Here is a 20663-nt window from a genome sequence, read left to right as displayed (position 1 = left end):
CCGAGGACGAGGAGGATGGAGTTTATGAAAAATAAGGAGCTTGAAAAGATCGAGAAGCGAAATTTCTGGAAGGATGAGACCGGGGATATCGGGGTGAAGCAGATCGCGATTACGGTCGCGGTGATTGTTGTTGTGGCGTTTATTGTGACGACACTGAAGAACGGCTTATTGGAGAAATGGATCGAGGAAGTGTGGAAGTTCCTCTTTGATGATTTGATTAAAGGAAAGATGGGCGGAACCAGCTAATCTCCTACGTCTTAACACACAGGTGAATTGATATGCGTGCATTTGCAAAATCCATCCTGATCTCTATCCTGGTCACAGTGGCGATCATCGTGTTTACGAACTTTATATATTTCTTTCCCTGGTATACGACGCTGATCGTGGAAACCTTTCATGTCTCGCAAAAGGTGGCCAGCGACAACTACCTGAAGAAGGATTATCGTGACGAGGTGCTGGAGGAGCTGCAGAAGCGGCCGATCTTCAACCAGCGGCCGGACGATATTCAAATTTCCGTGCGGAAAGTAAAGGATGACGACGATGAACACTCGGCGGAAGGGGATACCGATGCCAAGGTTTACGAGAATCTGGATGACGATTCCAAGCCCTACCGTCAGCGGGGAAAACCGGTTACGATCACATTAAGCGCCGTTTACCCGTTCAAGATGAAGCTCTGGGGGAAGGAAATCGAACAGGAGTTTCCGGTTTCGTTCACGATGAAGACGATCGGGCTGAAACATTACAAGGATTTGCCGTATGACGAGTACCAGAGAGAATACACGACCGGTGATGAATGATGAAAAATGTGGCGATAGGCATTCTGGTGGTGTTTCTGGCCGTCGTTCTTTTGCAGCCGATCGCGGAGATCGCGAACTTGACCAAGGAGAAAGTCCTGCTCGGCACGGCGCTGACGAATGCGGCCCGTTCGGCCAGGGACCGGAGCTTGGAATATGAGTTAATGCGGAATCTGGACGCGAAGGTCGACCGGGAGAAATTCGTGGGGTATTTTACCGAATCGTTCGAGGATGCGATGAATTTTACCTGCACGAACAAGGGACAGAGTGAAGATACGCTAAGGTTCGTCTCCAATGACGGAAGATACAATGAATTTATTGTGGAACTCGATTTTACGGAAGAGGACGATTTGGAGACGGAACAGCTGGTTTCCAAGGTGGAAATGACGGCGACGACCGAGTACAAGTTCAAGACGAAGTATTTGCAGCTTGCGGAGGAGGCCGGGAAAGATACGGCTACCAAGCTGACCTCCAAACGTAGCCTGATTTTGGATGTGAAAAACTGACTTGTTCGATGTGAAGGAGCCGGATTGGCCGAAATAGCTTAGTTAGCACGACGATTAGCTTAATTAGCGGGAATTCTTCCCGTTAATTGGGTGGCTATCCAGTAGTATAGATGAATTAGCTGGAAAATCTCCCGTTAAATAACCAGAAATAGGGGGATCGGCGGCTGGAGTCATGAAATAGATGGAGTTTTTCCAGCTAATTCCGATCCAAGGGCTCGTAGCGGTAAATTTATACGAAAATGAATTTGTTGCTTCACAGCGCGAAATTAAAATTGACTTTAAAGCATCCCTTAAATGATTTTTGCCTTTTTTTAAAAACTAATATTTAAGCAGTCTCGGTTAGTTCGACGTGGTAACCTAGCTTTTGTAGCTTCTTCACAAGGGACTCTGCTACTTTTTTGTCGGAAACTAAATACTCGCGCCCTAATTCTTCATAAGGCACTTTATCACGAAGCATTACATAAATGATTCGTATCATCAAATGGGCGATCGCCATGTTAGCCTTCTGTGTGCCTGCCCTCTTTGCAATTCGGGAGTACACTGCTGTAAACCGGCTATCCTTCTTTTTTATCGCTGCCCATGCCGCTTGGCATAACACGGACTTTATATGCTTGTTTCCGCGGTTGTTCTTTTTTCTTTTTTTTTACCGGCACTCTCATGGTTGGCTGGACAAACGCCTGCCCAAGAGGCTAAGTGAGCTTCACTTGGGAAATGCGCCATATCGGTACCTATTTCCGCTACGATGCTCGCCGCAGCATCGAAGTCAATTCCCGGAATCGTATCGAGCAACTGTATTTCCCTCATGTGAGGCTCTACTGCCGATTCAATCTCAGCCTCGAGTTCCTGAATCTGCTTTTCTAAATAATGTATATGTTCCAAGTGCCGCTTGATCATGTTTCGGTGATGCAAGCGCAGGCGACCATTCAGTGCTTCAACCAGCAACGGGACCTTCATCTTCAGCCGGGTGTGTACCATTTTGCGTACCTCATGTACGTCAAGGACTTCCCCGTTGACGATGGATCCCAGTAAGGCACGTCCAGAAACACCGAACAGGTCCGAGATGAACGTGGTTAGTTTGATATTTGCATCCTGAAGAATTTTGTGGATTCGGTTTTTTTCCTGAGTAAGGTTTTGAATGAGTTTTCGACGGTAGCGAGTAAGATCCCGCAAATCTCGTATGGATTCATCCGGGACGAAGCTACCATCGATGAGCCCACAACGGTGTAATCCCGCAATCCATTCCGCATCGTTTACATCCGTCTTCTTGCCAGGAACGTTTTTGATATGTTGCGAATTTGCCAAGGTTAAAGTACAGGTGCCCTCAAGTATGTTCCACACCGGCTTCCAATAAACTCCTGTGCTTTCCATGGCAACCTCTGTGCATTCGTGCTTTACGAGCCAGTCTTGTAACCGCAAGAGCTCTCGTGTAGTGGTACCGAATGTTTCAATAACAGACTTGGGCTTCTTATGAAGCGGCCCGCTCAGCAGGCAAGCTACTACAGTTTCCTGGTGGACATCCAGTCCAGCACAACATTCGCGTATGGCGTCCATATTATCCCTCCAGTTGCAGTATGGGTGTGAATCATGCAACCTTTTGAGGAGAAAATTTATACACGTGCTCAAGGCAACACTCGGCGATCCTCATGGCTGCAGTTGGTCCGATTAACGGACGGGGTAGATCCCCAATATTTGGCCGACCTATGACTCACACTTTAAATGTAACAGAAAAGTAGGTGAATGACCGTACCATTTTCATTACTGGCGGTGGCCGCTAGGCCATGTTTGATTAACGGGAGATTTTCCCGTTAATAAGCGCAGTAAAAAGTGGAATATCAAAAGGAAGTGACGGCATGGACTATATCCTGGTAACGTTCCAGGCCGGCCCGCATTTGACGAAGGAATTGAAAGTTCCGGGGTTCGTCACCTCGCAAGAGCTGCTGGCGATGCTGTCCGAAGCGCTGCATCTCCCCGTCGTACCGGAGCATCGCCTCCAGGCTGAACCGCTGGGCCGGATTTTGGACCCCTCCCTGACGCTGGAGGAAGAAGGCGTTGTGGACGGGGCGCTGCTTACTCTCGTATAGAAGGGATGAATACCGTGAACAGCAATATCCATAATGGCGGAGTCGCCTTTGAGAGCGGGAACGGCCTGTTTCTCGCCGATCTCCGGGGCTATTCCGGTACCTTTCGGCGCGACGAAGCGGCCGGCGTGACGGAGCTGCTGGACGGGGTGTTCTGGTTTATGAACGAGGCGGAGGACGCGATCTATTGCAGCGACCAGACGCGGGGAAACCGGCTGTGCCGCCTGGACCGCGGCTCGCAGGCTCCCGAGCCGCTGCTGGACCGCCCGGTTTACGGTCTGACCCGGCAGGGCGAGTGGCTGTACTATATCGGGGAAAACGACCGGAAGCTGTACCGCTGCCTGCTTAACGGCAGAAGCGAAGCCCGGGTGGCGGACGATGCGGTGGAAGCTTTCGTGGTGGAAGCGAACCGGATCTATTATGCGACAGAGCAGGGGATCCGCTCCTGCGGGCTTGACGGCGGCGACCGGGAACTGGTTTCGGAACACGCTGCGGTGCAATTGATTACATTGGGCGAGCGCCTGGTTTTTGCCGATAAGAAGAATCAACACCTGCTCACCGTCCTGCATCCGCCGACCGGACAATCGAGCGTATATGACGACATCGCGCCAAACAGTCTGAACAGCGACGGGCGCTATCTGTACTGTGCCAACCGGCTCAATGAAAGCTCCATCTACCGGATCGATCCCGATACGGGAAGCCGGATCCGGATTTGCGGCGAGCGGGCCGATCACCTGCATGTTCTGCGGGATATGCTGTATTTTTGCAGCCGGCAGGAGTGGTACCGGATGTCGCTGTCCGGCGGGCAGGCGGTCAAAGTCATAACTTTATCGTGAGGTACGTATGATCAACGAAAAATATGAATTTAGCCGGCAGCCCCGGTTTCTTCCGGAAATGCCGGGGGGCGAGCTGGAGATCCCGAATCCTCCTCACGCCTATGAGAAGCCGGAAATCTCCTGGTTCGCCCTGCTGGCGCCGCCGGCGGTGATGCTGGTCATTACGCTGCTGCTGGCGCTGACGTCCCAGTCCATGTACATGATGCTTTCGATCGCCATGACGGTGATGACCCTGATCGTGTCCCTGACCGGCGCAGCTTCGCAAATCCGTAAGTATAAGAAGAAGAAAAAGGAACGCGAGCAGAAGTATTTGCAGTTCATCACGGACAGCCGGAGCGAGCTTCAACTGGCGCGGGAACAGCAAATCAAGGCGATGAACGAGATGAGTCCCGATCCGGCGGCCTGTCTGCAGCGGATTCAAGAGATCGACAACCGGCTGTGGGAAAGAACGCCATCTTCGCCCGATTTCTTGTCGCTTCGCCTGGGCGTAGGGAGTGTTCCGGCCGAGCTGAAAATCAAGTATACCAAGCAGGCGATCATTCTGGAGAGCGACCCGCTGATGATGGAACCGCAGCGGCTGGCGCTGGAATTCGAGCGCGTGCAGGGCGTGCCGGTCTCGGTCAACCTGATTCAGGCGGAAATCGTCGGGATCGCCGGCGAGGATGAGAAGACGTTTGACATGGTGACGCAAATGCTGCTGCAGCTCGTGACCCACCACGGCTACGACGACGTGCGGTTGGTCGTGCTGGCCGCGGAGGACGGGCTGGAGAAGTGGAACTGGCTGCGCCATCTCCCGCATCTGTGGAGCGACGGCTTCGATTTCCGTTTCCTGCTCTGCGGCAAAGCGATCGCCCACGCCGTGCTCGGCGAGCTGAACAACGTGTTCAAGGAACGCGAGCGGCGCAAGATCGGCGGTATTCCGCTGCCGCACTACGTGTTCATCGTCGAGGACGCTTCGCTGCTTGATGAGGAGCCGATCACGAAATACTTGTACAACAAGAGCGCCGCGCTGGGGCTGTCGACGGTGTACTTGGCCAAACACCAGGCTTACCTGCCGATGAACTGCAAGCAGGTGATTCTGGCCCAGGGCAAGACCGGGGAGCTGGCGGACCGGGAAACCGGGGAGAAGAACACGTTCAACCCCGACACCGTAAGCCTTAAGCAGTTGGAGCAGGCGGCCCGGAAAATGGCGCCGCTGCGCATCAAAAACTCGGGCGGCAACTTCACGCTGCCGAACTCGTTGGCCCTGCTCGACATGCTGCAGGCCAAGACGACGAAGGAAGTGGATCTGTTATCCCGATGGACGATCAATAAGCCGTTCAAAGGGATGAGCGTGCCGATCGGCATCAAGGCGGGAGGCAATCTTTTTAACCTCGATATGCACGAGACGGGGCACGGTCCGCACGGTTTGGTCGCTGGGACGACGGGCTCGGGGAAAAGTGAGCTGCTGCAGAGCATCATCATTTCGCTGGCGATGAACTATCATCCGCATGATCTGGTGTTTGTTCTGATCGACTATAAAGGCGGCGGCATGGCCGATGTGTTCCAAGGGATGCCGCATCTGGTGGGGACGATTACGAACCTGGGCGGCAACCAGACAACGCGGGCGCTGTTGTCCATCAAAAGCGAGCTGATGAGCCGGCAGCGGATTTTCTCGGAATTCGGGGTCAACAACATCGATAAATATCAGAAGCTTTACTATAGCAACAACAAGGACGGCCGGATGCCGGCCATTCCTCACCTGATCATGATCGCGGACGAGTTCGCGGAGCTGAAGCAGGATCAGCCGGAATTTATGAAAGAGCTCGTCAGCGCGGCCCGCGTAGGCCGAAGCTTGGGCGTGCATCTCATTCTGGCGACGCAAAAGCCGGCCGGGGTGGTCGACGACCAGATCTGGAGTAACTCCAAGTTCAAGATCTGTCTCAAGGTTCAGGACGAACGGGACAGCAAGGACGTCATCAAACGCCCGGACGCGGCGATGATCAAGGAGCCGGGGCGCGCCTACATTCAGGTCGGGAACGACGAGATTTTCGAGCTGTTCCAATCGACTTACTCGGGAGCGGATTACGATCCCGAAGGAGCGATGCAGAAGAGCGAGAACAAGGCGAAGCGGATTTACGAGGTCTCGCTGAACGGCCGGATGGAGCAAATCTATCCGCTGTCGGAAGAGAAGATCGTCAAGCACGAGCTGCCGACCCAACTGGAAGCCATGGTCGAGCGGATTACGGAGACGGCGGAGGCGTCGGGCATTTCGCCTTTGAAGGGGCCTTGGCTGCCGCCGCTTCCGGAAGTCCTCCACTTCGACAACATTTTGGGGGACGGCTTTGTCCCCGGGCATTGGCCGAAGCGGGAGAAGCTGCTCTCGGTGCCGGTCGGGCGGATGGACGATCCGCGGAATCAAAGCCAGAACGTGCTGGAGGTCGATTTTGCGGGGGAAGGCAATCTGTTCGTCTACGGCGCGCCGGGAACGGGAAAAACCGTGTTTCTCAAAACGTTGTGCATGTCGATCGCCCAAACTTACTCGCCGGATGAGGCGAACCTCTACCTGATGGATTTCGGCGGCAACTCGCTGCGGGTATTCGAGAAACTGCCGCATGTCGGCGGGGTGATGACGCTCGAGGAAAAAGGGAAGATCGATCAGTTCATGCTGTTCCTGTTCCGGGAGATCGAGCAGCGCAAGGCGCGGTTTGAGGAAATGGGCAGCGAAGGCTTCAACGCTTATCGCGCTTCCGGCCATACGCTGCCGGCGATTGTGCTGATCATCGACAACTATTTTGCGCTGTCGGAATCCTATGAGGATCTGGACGCCCAAATGATGCTGCTGGCGCGGGAAGGTTCCAAATACGGCATTTATCTCGTCGCCACGGCCACCAACGCCACCTTTGTACGATACAAATTGTCGGTCAACTTCAAGCTGGCGGTAGCCCTCCAGATGACGGAAAAAGGCGACTACGACAGCGTGGTCGGCCGGACGGAAGGCTTGGAACCGATGAAGGTGGCCGGACGGGGACTCGTCCGGGGCAAGCCGCCGCTGGAATTCCAGACTTCGCTTCCGGAGTATGAAGATGTCGGCACCGAGCAGATGCTGGAACGCTTTGCCGGACTGTCCTGCACGAAGGCCAGACCGATCCCGATGATGCCTTCGAGCATCGATATCCGGGAGATTCAGCCGGGCGGTGGAAAGCTCGCGATCGGCCTCGGGAATACCGATCTCCAGCCGGTGCATATCGACCTGTACGCGACGCCGGTGCTGATGATCGCCGGGGAGTCCATGTCCGGCAAGAGTACGCTGCTCCGCTCCTGGATCAACATGCTCGGCGACGCCGAGGTGTATGCCCTCGACTCCAACGGCATGGGCCTGTTCGATATTATGGGCCGGGAGCATGTCACCGATTTGGCCGAAGCGGAAGACGACTTTATCGAGCGGATACAGGAGCTGCTGGACGAGCGCCGCAGACAGATGGCGGAGTGCCGCCGCAGCAGCGGAGATGTGCAGGAACTGGTGCGTTCGTGGAAACAGATTATTTTTGCCTTCGATAAGCTCAGCGAGTTTACGGACGGCGATAAATATTCCCTGAAAGAGCTGATCGAACGCATCGTGAAGCAGGAGCGCGGCATGAAGGTCGCCGTGATCGCGGCGGACAACATCTCCGATTTCACCGGCAACTGGGACAGCCTCGGCAAGGCGATCAAGGAAGAGCAGACCGGCCTGCTGATCGGCAGCATCAAGGAACAGACGCTCTTCTCCGCGAGACTGCCGTATGGGGCGACGGAAAAGGAACTTGAGGCGATGGACGGATATTTTATCGTCAAGAACAAGTTCACCGGTCTGAGATGTGCCGCCGAGCCGGTAAAAGAAGCTGTGGCCGCGGCCGGTTATTAAGGGCTATTTTCCGAAAGGGGGAGTGACCGATGTCAACCGTCTCTGAGATCAAAGCGAAGGCTAAGCTGGTGTATGACGTCAAGTCGGATTTAAAAAGCGACAGCACGAAGTGCCAGGCCGCGGTAAACCAATCGAAAGACTGGTGGCAAGGGGAGGCCGGGAACGGGTTCCGTACCGGCTACAAGGAGATCCAGAGGGAAGTGACCGGTCTCCTGGGCAAGTTGGATAAACTGTCCAGCGGCCTGAACCGGCTGGCGGACAGGGTGGACCAAGCCGATGAAGCCCGAAAGGCCAAGGCCGCGGCGGAGAAGAGCAAGGGGGCTGCCGTTTCCGGGAGATAGGGAGCGGCGGCGATTAGAGCTTGACTCCTCTGCTGGATGAAGAGGGGAGGAAAATCCTTGAAAGGAGGTGAATTTATAATGGCAAACCAACAAAAGTTTGATTTCGACCAAGCGGAAGGGCTGAAAAACAAATTGCAGTCCGAAATCGCGAAAATCGAATCCGATTTGAAGCGGATGGCCACGATGGTCGAAGGCGTGAAATCCTGGTGGTCCGGCGGTTCGGAAGAAGCGTTCATCGCGAACTTCCAAACGACCAAAGGCCAAGTCGTAACAAGCTTGAACAAATGGATTGAGGACTACAAACAACTTATCGGTCAAATCGCTGAAGTCAAGAGACAAAGCGATGCGGATCTCGCAAGCAAGCTGAAAATCTAATTCTTGTCCGTAGACGTGGTGGCGTAGGTCGCCACGTCTACATTTAGTCACGAAAGCAATGAACTCGAACTTCGGGAATTGAGATACATATGACATCTAACATTTATATAAAAGGAGATGACTAATCATGAAATTGAAAAAGACGGGTTTTATTCTGTTGTCGCTGATCCTGCTGTTGGCTGCGCTTCCCGCTGTCTCTTCCGCGGCGAAGTTGTCTTTGCGCGTGGAATTGAACGGGGAGAAAATGAGTTTTCCGGATGCACAGCCTTTGGTAGATAAAAGCAACCGGGTGCAAGTGCCGGTACGTTTTGTAAGTGAGGCGCTCGGAGCAAAAGTGGACTGGAACAGCAAAACCAAAAAAGTGACCGTAAACTTGAATTCCAATCAGATCGTTCTGACGCTCGGCAAGAAAGCTTATACCGTGAACGGCAAAACCAAGCAAATGGACACAGTGGCCTTGCGGAAATCGGACAGAACTTATGTACCTCTTCGTTTTGTAAGTGAGGCTCTTGGTGCGCAAGTGAACTGGGACTCTCTGAATTATATGGTGTCGATTCATACGGGTGCGGGCGCTAGCGGAGCGAAGGGTAACGATGCGAATACAGAAAAACCGTTTGATTGGGAGGCTTGGGAAGCTTCGAGAAATGTGGAGGGGAAGAGCGAGAAAATAAAGTTAGAGGGATTTAGTTTTAACGGTTTTTATAATTCAGGGTTAAGTGTTTTAGATAGTGGTTATGATCCGAAAACAAAGAAGGGACCGATTCTTCAACTACTGGTGAGCTTTGGCCATGTTGGGGATGACCTGAGCCAACAACAAAAGGATGCTGAGGAAATTCTGAGCCAAAGAATTGATAAAAAGACGGTTGATTCTGTTATGAATTACGTAAAACAAAAGAAGCTAGAGGAAGATGAATTGGCCAAGAAGACCTTTACAGATGAAACCTTCAAAGTGATTGTTCAATCTCAGACATATGGTGACATAAACATCAACGTTTGGTATAAGTAGGTGAGGTTATGATAAGTAAGCGATTGGCTGCATTTTTGTTAATCGTTCTATTTTGCGGATTTATTCCTCAAACTAAAGTGGGGTCTGAGCCATTAGATTATAAGGATGATTTGGTTGGCTATTTAAAGACTCTTACCCCCGAATTAGTGTTAAAGCAAGCGAATGAGGACATGAAAGTATTGTATGGGGAAGATAATTATTATCCTGCCAAAACTAAAAATGGTGCGTTTAACGCTGCTCTCATACAAAAGCAGATAGATGAAGGGATTAGAAATCCTCAGAAATTTACGGGATTTGATATAGTCTACGGGAGCAGCCATGATACAGAGATAGTCCATAAAGGCCAAAAAATGCGTAGGTATTCTGGATATAACAAGTTTGGAGATTCAGTTTCCACTGATGGGTTTCCTTGGGATGCTGGGTGGAGCGGCGTGCCAATTCATAAACTTAGACTGATACCCACCCCGTGGGAAGATAAAGGGAATGCGAATGATTTTGATGATTTCCCGAATAATTACAGAAGAGAGATTCCTGAGAAGCTGTATGAATACTTACCTCATGGTAATTTCGAAAAGCAGATTCTAAAAGCACTTAACACCAAGTATGCCGGAGTTGCTTATGGTGAGGATCTTATGTATAACAATAAAGATTCCGAGTACGCGACGAGAAAAGTGTACTACACGAACGGAGCTCCGGAAGGCGGCTGGATTAAATATGTTCATATCATTCAGCCTCCGACATACCTGTCTCAGGGATTTGGACGCGTCTATATGAGATCCACGTACTTGGATATTCCTATTGCCGCATTTGCTGCTACTCAGGGAAGTGATTTATCTGTCTCGTTTGATGAGTTGCCTTCCCAGGCGGTAGCCGGTGAAACGGTTAAGGTTACAGTGATGGTGGAGTCGACATTTGCCAATGGGGTAACTCCGGCTTTTTCCTGGTCCATAACACGGGCGGGAGGCGGAGCTTTAACGAAAGAAACGGATCAGTTGTCTTTTAGCGATAATGCTCATTATGCGCAACCGTCGGGCACGATTCCTATAGGTGCCAATAAGGAGCGTCGGCTTACGGCATCCTTCACGATGCCGGATAGTGATGTTCGCATTCAGTTTAAAGTCAACGAGAACGGAACCTCCCCGAAGGAGACGGTTCTGAACAACAACATTGTGGAATCTACTATAAAGGTCGTCAAGCCGATTCCGTTGCCTTATGATATGTTGACCAAAAAAGAAAAGATCATTTTACCGGCAAATACCGTGACCTTGAAATTACCGGATCTACCTGACGCAAGATGGACTGGAAATGCAACGGGGATTTTGAATGCTCATAATAGGACCGATGATTTATTAAGAGAGTATAAGGTGTTTAACAATAAAGTCAATGAAGCCAGTGAAAATATAACCCGGGCTCCTATAGTGACTTATACCATCATGCGGAAAGATTTTGGAATTAATGGTAAAAAGGATGATCCGGAAAACAAACAATATGTCAATCTCAGCAATCCGGATAATCCATTGCTCCGCATCGGGGAGATCTACTACGAGGGTTCCGTGAGCCGGCCTTATCAATATACTGAGTACTATCAGGATTGTTCAGGTCCAGGGGAATGCGAAACTAAATCACAAACAAAAAGTGGGTTTGTAACCGCTGAGTTTGACAGCGGCAACATAAAAAAACCATACGCCATGTATGTCTACAACGGCAAGAAGGAACTCGAAAAATATACTTACCGGGACGAGATCGAAAACAATACTGGCAGTGCACTCGAGAAAAAATTGTTTTGGACGAATGAGCCCTATTGTTATTCCGTAATTCGTTGGATGCATCATCAAGACGAAAACGGACAGCCCTACAATTGGACCAGAGTCCCGGGTCAGTATAAACGGGAGTTTATCCAACAGGCAAGCGGGGGCTTGACCTTGAATAAAACCAGTTCTCTCGAAACCGAATATAGCCAATCCAGAAAAGCGGCGGCGGGAAGAACGAATAAAAAATCGCTTTATGACAAGGCCGTTTTCGCGACGGATAAGCAGCTTCAGAAATACGCCTATCCGGTCAAATCGGGCTATTATTTCAATCCGGCCGGCAGCTATACGTTTACTTTGAATACGGTCGTTTTTAAAGACAAAAAACCGCAGAACGGCGAAATGACCCAGGATCACAAGGACTTGGTGAACAGTCTAATCGGGGCTTTCCGCTATGAGTCTGATCTGATTTATATCAACAACAAGAAAGAAGCCGTAAATATTTTGAACGAAGGCTTGGCCCCTAAAGGGGGAGGCTTTGTGCGTAAAAAAGGCGTCTTAACGGTTGAACAAAGCAAAGGCGTGAACGGCGAAAAACTGATCGATGTATTGGATCGAAGCGATGATCCTTCACGGTACACGCAGGACATCTACGAAGTTTTTCATTCCGAGGACACGGCCGAAGATAGTACTCATGAGTTCTGGAAGAGAGTACTGGAAGGGTACAGCGAATCCAAGACAGCGAAAAGCCATTCGAAGTATAAATATAGAGAATACGTGAAAGACGGCCAGCATATGTACAAAATCACGGAAACCTCCAAAATTACGATCGTCGTCAATCCGGAAAACAAATATTTGTATACTCATGCGAATATGCCGAATGGGAACTACAACATCAAGGTTTGGTTCGATGATATTAATCTAAAGGGATTCAAGCATGCCTATAAAGTTTTGGGCACCTTGAAAGGTGTCGAAGAACTGGACAGCATGAAGATCACCGTCATCGGCTCCATGTTCGATGATTTGAACAGCTAAGCGAAATTTCCATGAAGCAACCCCTCCATCCTCCCTGTTAAAGCATACATTTTCGGGGCGGTGGGGGGGCTTTTTTAAATTTAAGGAAAGGAACCGGCCAAAATCGATGAGCTCTCCCTAAAGCTCATGGGCTTGGTGGATGTAAATAGTCGCCACGTCACGTTGTTTCTGTGATGGGGTGCTAATCGAAGCAAAAAAACGAGAGAGGGTTTATTTAATGAAACTTAAGAGAATAGGATTTTTTCTTCTGTCCCTACTTTTCATATTTACCACAATGCCAATGGTCTCTTCCGCGGCGAAGTTGTCTTTGCGCGTGGAATTAAACGGGGAGAAAATGAGTTTTCCGGATGCTCAGCCTTTGGTGGATAAAAGCAATCGGGTCCAGGTACCGGTACGCTTTGTAAGTGAAGCTCTTGGCGCCAAAGTGGCCTGGAACAGCAAAACAAAGAAAGTGACCGTAGACTTGAATTCCAATCAGATCGTCCTGACGCTCGGCAAAAAGGCTTATACGGTGAACGGCAAAACCGAGCCAATGGACACGGCGGCCTTGCGGAAATCGGACAGAACCTATGTACCGCTTCGTTTTGTAAGCGAGGCTCTTGGCGCACAAGTGAACTGGGACTCTTTGAATTATATGGTATCGATTCATACAGGTGCGGGAGCTAGCGGGGGCAGTGGTAACAATGCTAATACAGAAAAACCGTTTGACTGGGATGCCTGGGAAGCTTCAAGAAATGTGGAGGGGAAGAGCAAGAAGAAAGAGAGTGAAGGGTTTAGCTACTACAATTTTTATAAGTCCGGTTTAACTGTAGGTGACCGTTATAAAAAGGAGGACGGGAATACAACTACTATATTAAATTTAATGCTCTCTATCGACGACTCGGATGACAATCCGGAACAAGGGTTTAAAGATGTCGAGGAGTTGTTATCTCAAAATGTGGATGAAGATACGGTGAAATCAGTCATTAACTATGCCAAGCAAAAGAAAAAAGGTGAGGATGAGCTGGTGGAAAAAGTGTTTAAGGATAAAAAGTACAAGATTGTTGTGGCATCGCAGCCTTACACCAGTATAAACATAGAAATTTGGTATAAGTAAGTTGGTCTATCAACAAGCATGGCTTTAAATAGATGTGCAGGTAAATAGACAGGTAAGTTCAATGGGGGATTGAAGTGAGACGAAAACAAGTTATATTGACCTTGGTTTTTTTTCTGGGTGTGCTGATGGCAGTAACCGCATGCGGAACAAGGGCGGGACAGCCTGAAGCAACTCAGGTGCAGCCAGAGCCAACTGCGACGGTCAATACCGAGACCGGCCAATTTGACCCGAAATATGATTTGAAAAATCCGGACTTCTTTAGCAAATTTGTCGCGTATTTTGATCTGGACAAAGCCGCATTGATCCAAAAACTGCAGCAGGATTACATGGAAGCCCCTATAGAAGGAACTGATTCAGCGACAGGGATGCCGTGGGTCAAGTTGGAAAAAGCGGGGCTAACCTTTTACTTGACGGAGGAAGACGAAGTGCCGGTTAGTCATGTGGAGATAGCGGAAACCAACCCGATTCACTATGGCGGGGCGAGAGGACAAATGACATTTTCGGATGTTATGAAAAAAGCGGGCGAGACAATGGTCATGGAGGACCCCGATTTGGAGAAACGCTACAGTATCACCTATCCCATGAAAGAGGTTAGCGTTGTATTTTACACCAAGAACGTATATGAGCCTTCCTCCACAATGGAGGTGAGTTCTTGGGGATATTACGACCAGGAGCCCACTTTACGTAGCGCTACTGAAATTCAAACGAACCGTGGTTCGTTCCAACTCCCGAGGAACTGGGTAGGAAAGATATCGCTTCGCGAAATGGTGAATACATATACCCTTTCATATCTAGGCAAGAAGGAAGCTTATCCTTTGGTTGAAATCGTAGCTATGAATGTAAGAGAGTGGAATGAAATGGATCAAGCCGAATATAAGATCATTCTTGAAAATGAGGATGGGGTTGTAGCAGCAAGGAGACTGGAAACTAACCAGCCAAGCGATCAAGAGGAAGGCCAGGTTTACCACAGTATGGAGTCGCAAGTTGATGAAATGTTAGCGACTTTTCAACCGGCGGTTCAGATGGAAGAGGACTACAGGGACCCCAATATATTTACCATTAAAAAAAATGACACTACGGTCAAATTCTCTCTCCAATTTCCGGAATCGTGGAAAGGGAAATATGTTATCAAGCAATACGAGGATCAAATCGACATTTTTCATAATACAGCACTGGAAAATCCTGCTTGGATTATGAATATTTCCGGCGCTACGCCGGAAGAGTGGGCAGCCTCGCCGCCGGACGAATACCCCTGGAACAAACTGGGGGAGATCAACGGTGTTGTGATCGTTTATACCCAACTTGCTGATCAGGCTTATGAGTCTACGTATGTGGAAGAAGAGGAAGAAGTAACGAAAATGCTCATGGATATCGAAGACGTCCAGCTCATTGAGGCTGATGAGTCGGAGGATTGATGGCCGATGAGTTTCATCCGAACGAATAAGTAGGAATCGTTTAGCTGGCCAAACATTAAATCGTAAAGTAGCATAGCGCCAACCTCCCTGTTAAAGCATTACATTTTGGGGTGGTGAGGAGCTTTAAAATTTTTAGGAAAGGAACAAAGCCATGAGTATCAAGGTAGATCCGACCAAAATAGATGAGCTCTCCCTAAAGCTGAAAGGTTTGGGGGACGGCACCGAAGACGGGGAACGTAGGGTGCATCAGAGTTTATACCGATTTCTCCAGGACCTTCGAGGTCGGTATGATGAAGAGAGGGAAGTGCAGCGCGCCCTGGACGCTGTGGAGGACAGCTTACGCGAGGTGACAGACTCCGCGAGAATATTAACTTCATCGTTGCACCAGAAAGCCAAAGGACTGACGCAAGTCTCCCAGACCTATCTGGACAGTGAAGAATCGGTCAAAAAAACGATACAGCAGCACTTCGCTTTCCCTTCTTCTTATTATGGAAAAACCGGGGCGTTTACCGGAGACGGTGCCGCAAAATATCTGAAGGATCCGTTGTTTGACGATCCGGTTGTACAAAAACTCCATCAGCAAGCCCTTCATGGGACGGAGGAGGAAAAGCAAGAGGCCAAGCAAAAGCTGGACACGATTTTTAAGGCGAGATATGACATTGGCCGGGCCCAAATGGCTTATTCCGTCTACAAAGCGTTCAACAACAAGCTGTTGATGGAGGGGGCCCACAAAGAAGCGGAGAGACTACGAAAAGTCTTAAAGGGTTTGGGGATTGACGAGAAATATTATGGAAAAGAGGTCAAGTTAAGCCACCTGTTTTCCGGAGCGCCGATTCAGGCCTGTTCTTACGATCCTTCTTTTTCCATTACTAAAGACGGTAAATTTATACCGATGGAGATGCCGAAGGACAACCAATACATATATTTGCTGGGATTGATGATGAAAGGCGGGAAGGAAGGGGCGTGGGCCAAATCCCAATTGGGCGAAATTCACAAGCTTTTGACCGAAATTGGCCGTTCCCAAACCGCTTGGCATGAATACAAAGCTAAAAACATGCAAAAAGAAATGGACGGCGCCCACGCCTATGCCGAAAAACTCAGGACGGCTCTGAAAACCAAGTATTCTCTCTCCTCGGAGATGGTCGATGATGTGGACTATCGGGAGCTGTGGATGGGAGCAGGGCCGGCGGGAACTTATCTGAAAACAAAAGAGAAAGAGAATAAGACTCCCTCTCCAAATTCAAAACCATCTAAACCGCTTGATCTTGCCGATTTAAAAAGTACAAACACAAGGATTAAAGGGATAGAGGATAAAAATAAGAAGATTCAAGCTATATATGCACGTAATACATGGCTTTTACCCTACATTACACAAGATCAGACCAACAAAGCTGTGATGAATTCTTTAAAGAAATTTCAACAGCACTATGCCAAGTACAAACACAAGTATGAAGCTGTATCTAAAAAAACGGGGATTCCTCCCGAATTAATTGCCGCAATTCATTGGAGAGAAGGTTCCGGTAACTTTGATACGTACTTGCATAATGGAGATCCACTCGGTAAGAAAACTGTCCATGTTCCGAAAGGAATCTTTTTTACAGATTGGGAAGAAGCGGCGATTCATGCTATTAATATGAAAAAATCTGTTCGTGACAAAGTGGGGATAAATCATTCAACTAAGGATATCGCCAAGATGATGACCTACGCCGAGTGTTACAACGGCCTTGGTTATATTAATCATAAGGTGAACAGCGTTTATGTATTTAGCGGTACGAACATTCCACTGGAAGGAAAATACTATAAAGATAATGTCTTTACTTACGGTCCTGTCAAAGATGACAATCCAGGGGTTGCCGTAATGTTATTGTCATTAACTGAGGCTCCTAACCAAGTAAGCCCTAATAAAGAAAACACTCAACCTAAGCCGCAGCAGAGCGTTCCGTCCAAATCTGCCCAGGGAGTTGATGAAGTCCGGGAAAAGGTACTCGATTTAGCTAAAAAGTTTCAAGGTAAAGTTCCATATTACATGGACAGTAACCGTCCTAAGTATATGGATCCTGATTCACCGCCAAAAGCTATGGATTGTTCGGATTTTACCTCTGCTATTTATAGAACCATACTGCGTGACTTGGATGTAGGGTCAAATATCGATATCGGTGCCAATACCCGGACCCAGATTGGATCAGGTCTGGAAGTGTGGACAAAAGACAAAAAAGGGGCTGGAAACTTTAATATTTCCAAATTAAAAAAGGGTGATCTGATTTTATTTACTTCTCCTAATTCATCCACGGTAGGTCATGTTGGTTTCTATCTGGGCGATGGAAAGTTTATACATGAGAGCGGTTCAAATAAAAAAGGAGGAAACGTAAAAGTCTCTGAGCTTAAGGGGTACTGGTTGACAACGCAAAAACCCATTTCGGTACGCCGTATTATTGGTGATGACGGCAACGTCTACGGTCAAAAAGGTAAAAAGGTGGGAATGATCAAGTGAAGACAAAAGGAGTAATACTGACAATAATTATATTAAGTTTACTAGCATTTACAGCATGTGGGGCAAAAACAGGACCGTCCAAAGGGACGCAGGCGGATACAAAAAATTCAGCAACAGCAACGAATACCGAAACTGGCCGATTTGCCTCGGAGTATGATTTGAAAAACTCGGAGTTCTTTAACAAATTTATCGCGTATTTTGATCTGGACAAAAAAGCTTTAGTTCAGAAATTACAGCAGGATTATAAGGAAGCCCCAATAGAAGGAACTGATTCAGCGACAGGGATGTCGTGGGTCAAATTGGACAAAGCCGGTCTGGTCTTTTATTTGACAGGAGAAGACGAAATCCCGGTTAGCCATGTAGAAGTTGCGGAAACCAATTCGATCCACTTTGGCGAGACGAGAGGAGGGATGACGTTTTCGGACATTATGAAAAACGTTGGCGAAACCATGATCATAGAAGACCCCGAAGCAGAGGATCGCTTCAGTATTATCTATCCCTTAAAAGAGGCTAGTGTTATTTTTTCTACCAAGAACGTGTATGATGCTTCCTCCAAAATGAAGTTGAGTTCCTGGGGATATTACGATCAGGAGCCAACCTTGCGAAGCGCTAGTGAAATTCAAACATCCCGTGGTTCATTCCAGCTCCCGAGGAACTGGGTAGGAAAGATATCGCTTCGTGAAACAGTGGATACGTATACCATTTCATATCTAGGTAAAAAGGAAGCTTATCCCCTGGTAGAAATCGTATCTATGAATGTAAGCGAATGGGAAGATGCGGATCAAGCCAAGTATAAGATCATATCTAAAAATGAGGATGGGGTTGTAGCAGCTAAGACACTGGCGACTAACAAGCCGAGCGATCAAGAGGAAGCCAAGTTTTTTTTGACTATGGAAACGGAGGTTGAAAAGATGTTGGATACTTTCAAGTCGAATGATGAGCTGGGGAACACGAATACTTCCGGATCTTCCTCCGTTTGTACTGATTCTCTCCCCAAAGTCGCAGAACTGAAGGACATTTTCAAAGCATTTGAACAATACTATCAAAATCATTCGGAAGATCCCTCTGAGGCGGGAATGGATGAGGCTTATTCGGAATTTGGAAAATGTTTTACGGAAAAAGTTAACGATATGGTATCCGACAACTCTATCAAAGGGAAAGAAGTGTCTGACTTGCGAGCGAGTATTTCAGACCTCAACAGTAGTTGGTATGACTGGCACTATTATTCCGAAGGTGGAGGGACGATGTGGTCGCATATGTCTATTCGACAAGGCAGCATGATCGATGCTGTGCTCTATGGATATTTGCAACAGCTGGATTCCAATATGGGCTCGAAATCAATCGAAGCGAAGTTTAACGAGCTGATACAGCAACTGATGGATTCGAGGGATTACTACAAACAAGGTAACTTTGAAGCGATGAATGAAGAGGACCAGGCTTCTTTAGATGAGGCTACCAAGAAATTGGTAAGTTCTTACGATGATTTGTTATCGTTCATTAAGAAGATGCCGCTCACTGAGGCTTCAATCCTTGTATTGGAGTTTTTAAGTAGCTACAACCCGGGAGAATAACGGGAAATGGGCGAAACGCATGCCCTATCAAATCCAGCTAAGTGGTGAGCATATGAAAAATAAAGCTTTTAAAATGATATTAGTAGCAATCATTATTACAGTTCTAGGTGGTTGTAAAAATGAAGCTAGTAGTGCAGGGAATATCAAAAATTCTGTAGCAATGGAGAACACCTCAAGCCCTTCAGGTAAAACAGAAGGAAGCATATTGGTCGTGGAAAGGGAAATATGTTATCAAGCAATACGAGGATCAAATCGATATTTTTCATAATCTAAGTATGTGGAAGAAGAGGAAGAAGTAACGAAGATGCTTATGGATATCGAAGACGTCCAGCACATAGAGGCTAATAAGTCGGAGGATTGATGGCCGATGAGCTTCATCCCTACAAATAAGGGGAATGGAAACAGGGAGATGAATGAGAAACCATGAGAAGCGCGCTTCTAGTTTTAATATGTGTCGGGGTGGCTCTGCTGACGGGCTGTTCCAACAGCCCGTCAGGCAATCAACCGTTAGATAGCAGCAACCCTTCCAATGTAAGACAAAACAATCCGAAAAATTCGCCCGTACAGGTGCCAAATCAGGACAAAGCCGGGGATCTGGCCGAAAAAGCTTCCGCATGTTTCCGGGCCCTGGACGCGGAAGTTGGCGAGGAGCCGGTTCCTTATTTTCCTTACATTTCTTTAGCGGCTGACAAAGTACAGATGCAGGAAAACACGGTCGTTGCCCCTTATGAATATACACTTTACAGGTATTGGACCAACGAACGGCTCGACTCCGATTTCAGCCGGTTTGCCGCGTTTAGGACGAACCCGGTCTGGACCTCGGATACCGTCAATTTGGCGGCCATTATCCCGGTGTTTTCGGAAGAGAGCAAGAGACTTTTCTATGCGGACTCGGGGCAAATAAGCGAACCGGTTAAGCTGACCATTTCGGATGAGGATAGCTACTACTCCAGCCGTGGGGAATTTCTCGAGAAATTGGCCCCGGAACCCGAAGGCGGAGGGGGAGGTCCGGCTGCGTCGGAGACGTTTAGCCGTGCGTGTGAGCCTATGCGAACCGCCAACAAGGATGAACTGTACCCCGCTTCCGTTCAATCGGGCGGCGAGGCGGATATGGAGTGGGCGGAAGATATTTACCCGTTTCGGAATCTGATCAGTTTGTTTAGCGGGAATCCGGATGAATACGCCAAGCTCTATGATACGTATGTCCTTGCCTACAATACGAATCATTCCGAGCAAATGAATCTTGCAGTTCATCTCTACAGTAAGGACTTCACGGTGAAACGGGTATGGATGAAAGCGGACGGGAAGGAAGTCGAGTTGAAAAAATCGGAGTACATCAATATCGATGAAATGAATACGGATAATTGGACATTGTACGATGCCGTGGTTCCTATCGACTGGTTCGGTCAAAAAGAAGAGACGGCCCAGGTGTTCATTGAGCTGGATAGCGGGGAAGTTAAGGAACTGCATAATAGGTAAAAGAAGACT

Annotated in this window: 17 protein-coding genes and 1 pseudogene; 16 read left to right on the top strand and 2 right to left on the bottom strand. The window is 48.6% G+C overall.

Annotated features, from left to right (window positions below; translation table 11 throughout):
* Positions 1 to 24 precede the first annotated feature (24 nt).
* Genes FRY98_RS06970 through FRY98_RS06960 form a run of 3 tightly spaced genes read left to right on the top strand, consistent with a single transcriptional unit; the run spans position 25 to position 1300 of the window.
* Positions 25 to 246 (top strand): hypothetical protein, encoded by a 222-nt coding sequence (locus FRY98_RS06970; protein ID WP_148450951.1) that lies wholly within the window; start codon positions 25 to 27, stop codon positions 244 to 246.
* A gap of 32 nt (positions 247 to 278) precedes the next feature.
* Positions 279 to 797: a hypothetical protein gene (locus FRY98_RS06965; RefSeq protein ID WP_148450950.1), complete on the top strand. Its 519-nt coding sequence runs from the start codon at positions 279 to 281 to the stop codon at positions 795 to 797.
* A complete protein-coding gene (locus FRY98_RS06960; protein ID WP_148450949.1) occupies positions 794 to 1300 on the top strand; it encodes a hypothetical protein in 507 nt (168 codons plus the stop codon). The genes FRY98_RS06965 and FRY98_RS06960 overlap by 4 nt, the downstream gene beginning before the upstream one ends.
* A 325-nt stretch (positions 1301 to 1625) precedes the next feature.
* On the opposite strand, the gene FRY98_RS28880 is transcribed toward FRY98_RS06960, so the two are convergent.
* Complete coding sequence (locus FRY98_RS28880) at positions 1626 to 1796, bottom strand: hypothetical protein (RefSeq protein ID WP_249043370.1); 171 nt, start codon at positions 1794 to 1796, stop codon at positions 1626 to 1628.
* 99 nt (positions 1797 to 1895) lie between these two features.
* Positions 1896 to 2851 (bottom strand): annotated as a pseudogene (locus FRY98_RS06955) (IS110 family RNA-guided transposase); the annotation flags it as partial.
* A 299-nt stretch (positions 2852 to 3150) separates the two neighbouring features.
* Here FRY98_RS06955 and FRY98_RS06950 point away from each other — a divergent pair.
* The 13 genes from FRY98_RS06950 (at position 3151) to FRY98_RS06890 (ending at position 20654) form a co-directional block, all read left to right on the top strand.
* Entirely contained in the window at positions 3151 to 3381 is a 231-nt protein-coding gene (locus tag FRY98_RS06950; protein ID WP_148450948.1) for an EsaB/YukD family protein, read from the top strand.
* Between the two features lie 14 nt (positions 3382 to 3395).
* Positions 3396 to 4214 carry a DUF5050 domain-containing protein gene (locus tag FRY98_RS06945; RefSeq protein ID WP_170287044.1) on the top strand — a complete coding sequence of 273 codons (819 nt, stop codon included), beginning with the start codon at positions 3396 to 3398 and terminating at the stop codon, positions 4212 to 4214.
* Between the two features lie 7 nt (positions 4215 to 4221).
* A complete protein-coding gene (gene essC, locus FRY98_RS06940) occupies positions 4222 to 8097 on the top strand; it encodes a type VII secretion protein EssC (protein WP_148450946.1) in 3876 nt (1291 codons plus the stop codon).
* A 29-nt stretch (positions 8098 to 8126) separates the two neighbouring features.
* Complete coding sequence (locus tag FRY98_RS06935) at positions 8127 to 8438, top strand: WXG100 family type VII secretion target (protein ID WP_148450945.1); 312 nt, start codon at positions 8127 to 8129, stop codon at positions 8436 to 8438.
* 78 nt (positions 8439 to 8516) lie between these two features.
* On the top strand, positions 8517 to 8813 hold the full coding sequence (locus FRY98_RS06930) for a WXG100 family type VII secretion target (protein ID WP_148450944.1): 297 nt from the start codon (positions 8517 to 8519) through the stop codon (positions 8811 to 8813).
* A 127-nt stretch (positions 8814 to 8940) separates the two neighbouring features.
* Positions 8941 to 9819, top strand: coding sequence for a copper amine oxidase N-terminal domain-containing protein (locus FRY98_RS06925; RefSeq protein ID WP_148450943.1), 879 nt, complete (start codon positions 8941 to 8943; stop codon positions 9817 to 9819).
* 8 nt (positions 9820 to 9827) lie between these two features.
* Positions 9828 to 12602 (top strand): hypothetical protein, encoded by a 2775-nt coding sequence (locus FRY98_RS06920; RefSeq protein WP_148450942.1) that lies wholly within the window; start codon positions 9828 to 9830, stop codon positions 12600 to 12602.
* Between the two features lie 217 nt (positions 12603 to 12819).
* Entirely contained in the window at positions 12820 to 13698 is an 879-nt protein-coding gene (locus tag FRY98_RS06915) for a copper amine oxidase N-terminal domain-containing protein (protein ID WP_148450941.1), read from the top strand.
* 74 nt (positions 13699 to 13772) lie between these two features.
* Positions 13773 to 15113, top strand: a complete 1341-nt coding sequence (locus FRY98_RS06910; protein ID WP_148450940.1) for a hypothetical protein — start codon at positions 13773 to 13775, stop codon at positions 15111 to 15113.
* 151 nt (positions 15114 to 15264) lie between these two features.
* Entirely contained in the window at positions 15265 to 17604 is a 2340-nt protein-coding gene (locus FRY98_RS06905; protein ID WP_148450939.1) for an NlpC/P60 family protein, read from the top strand.
* Positions 17601 to 19175 (top strand): hypothetical protein, encoded by a 1575-nt coding sequence (locus tag FRY98_RS06900; RefSeq protein WP_148450938.1) that lies wholly within the window; start codon positions 17601 to 17603, stop codon positions 19173 to 19175. Before FRY98_RS06905 ends, FRY98_RS06900 begins: the two co-directional genes overlap by 4 nt.
* A 52-nt stretch (positions 19176 to 19227) precedes the next feature.
* The gene (locus FRY98_RS06895; protein ID WP_148450937.1) at positions 19228 to 19443 is read left to right on the top strand and encodes a hypothetical protein; all 216 of its coding nucleotides are present in this window, start codon (positions 19228 to 19230) and stop codon (positions 19441 to 19443) included.
* Positions 19444 to 19598: 155 nt separating this feature from the next.
* Positions 19599 to 20654: a hypothetical protein gene (locus FRY98_RS06890; RefSeq protein ID WP_148450936.1), complete on the top strand. Its 1056-nt coding sequence runs from the start codon at positions 19599 to 19601 to the stop codon at positions 20652 to 20654.
* The last annotated feature ends 9 nt before the right edge of the window (positions 20655 to 20663 follow it).

Source organism: Paenibacillus faecis, assembly GCF_008084145.1.
In the GTDB taxonomy this organism is placed as follows: Bacteria; Bacillota; Bacilli; order Paenibacillales; family Paenibacillaceae; genus Fontibacillus; species Fontibacillus faecis.
This window is presented reverse-complemented; position numbering and strand designations above follow the sequence as displayed.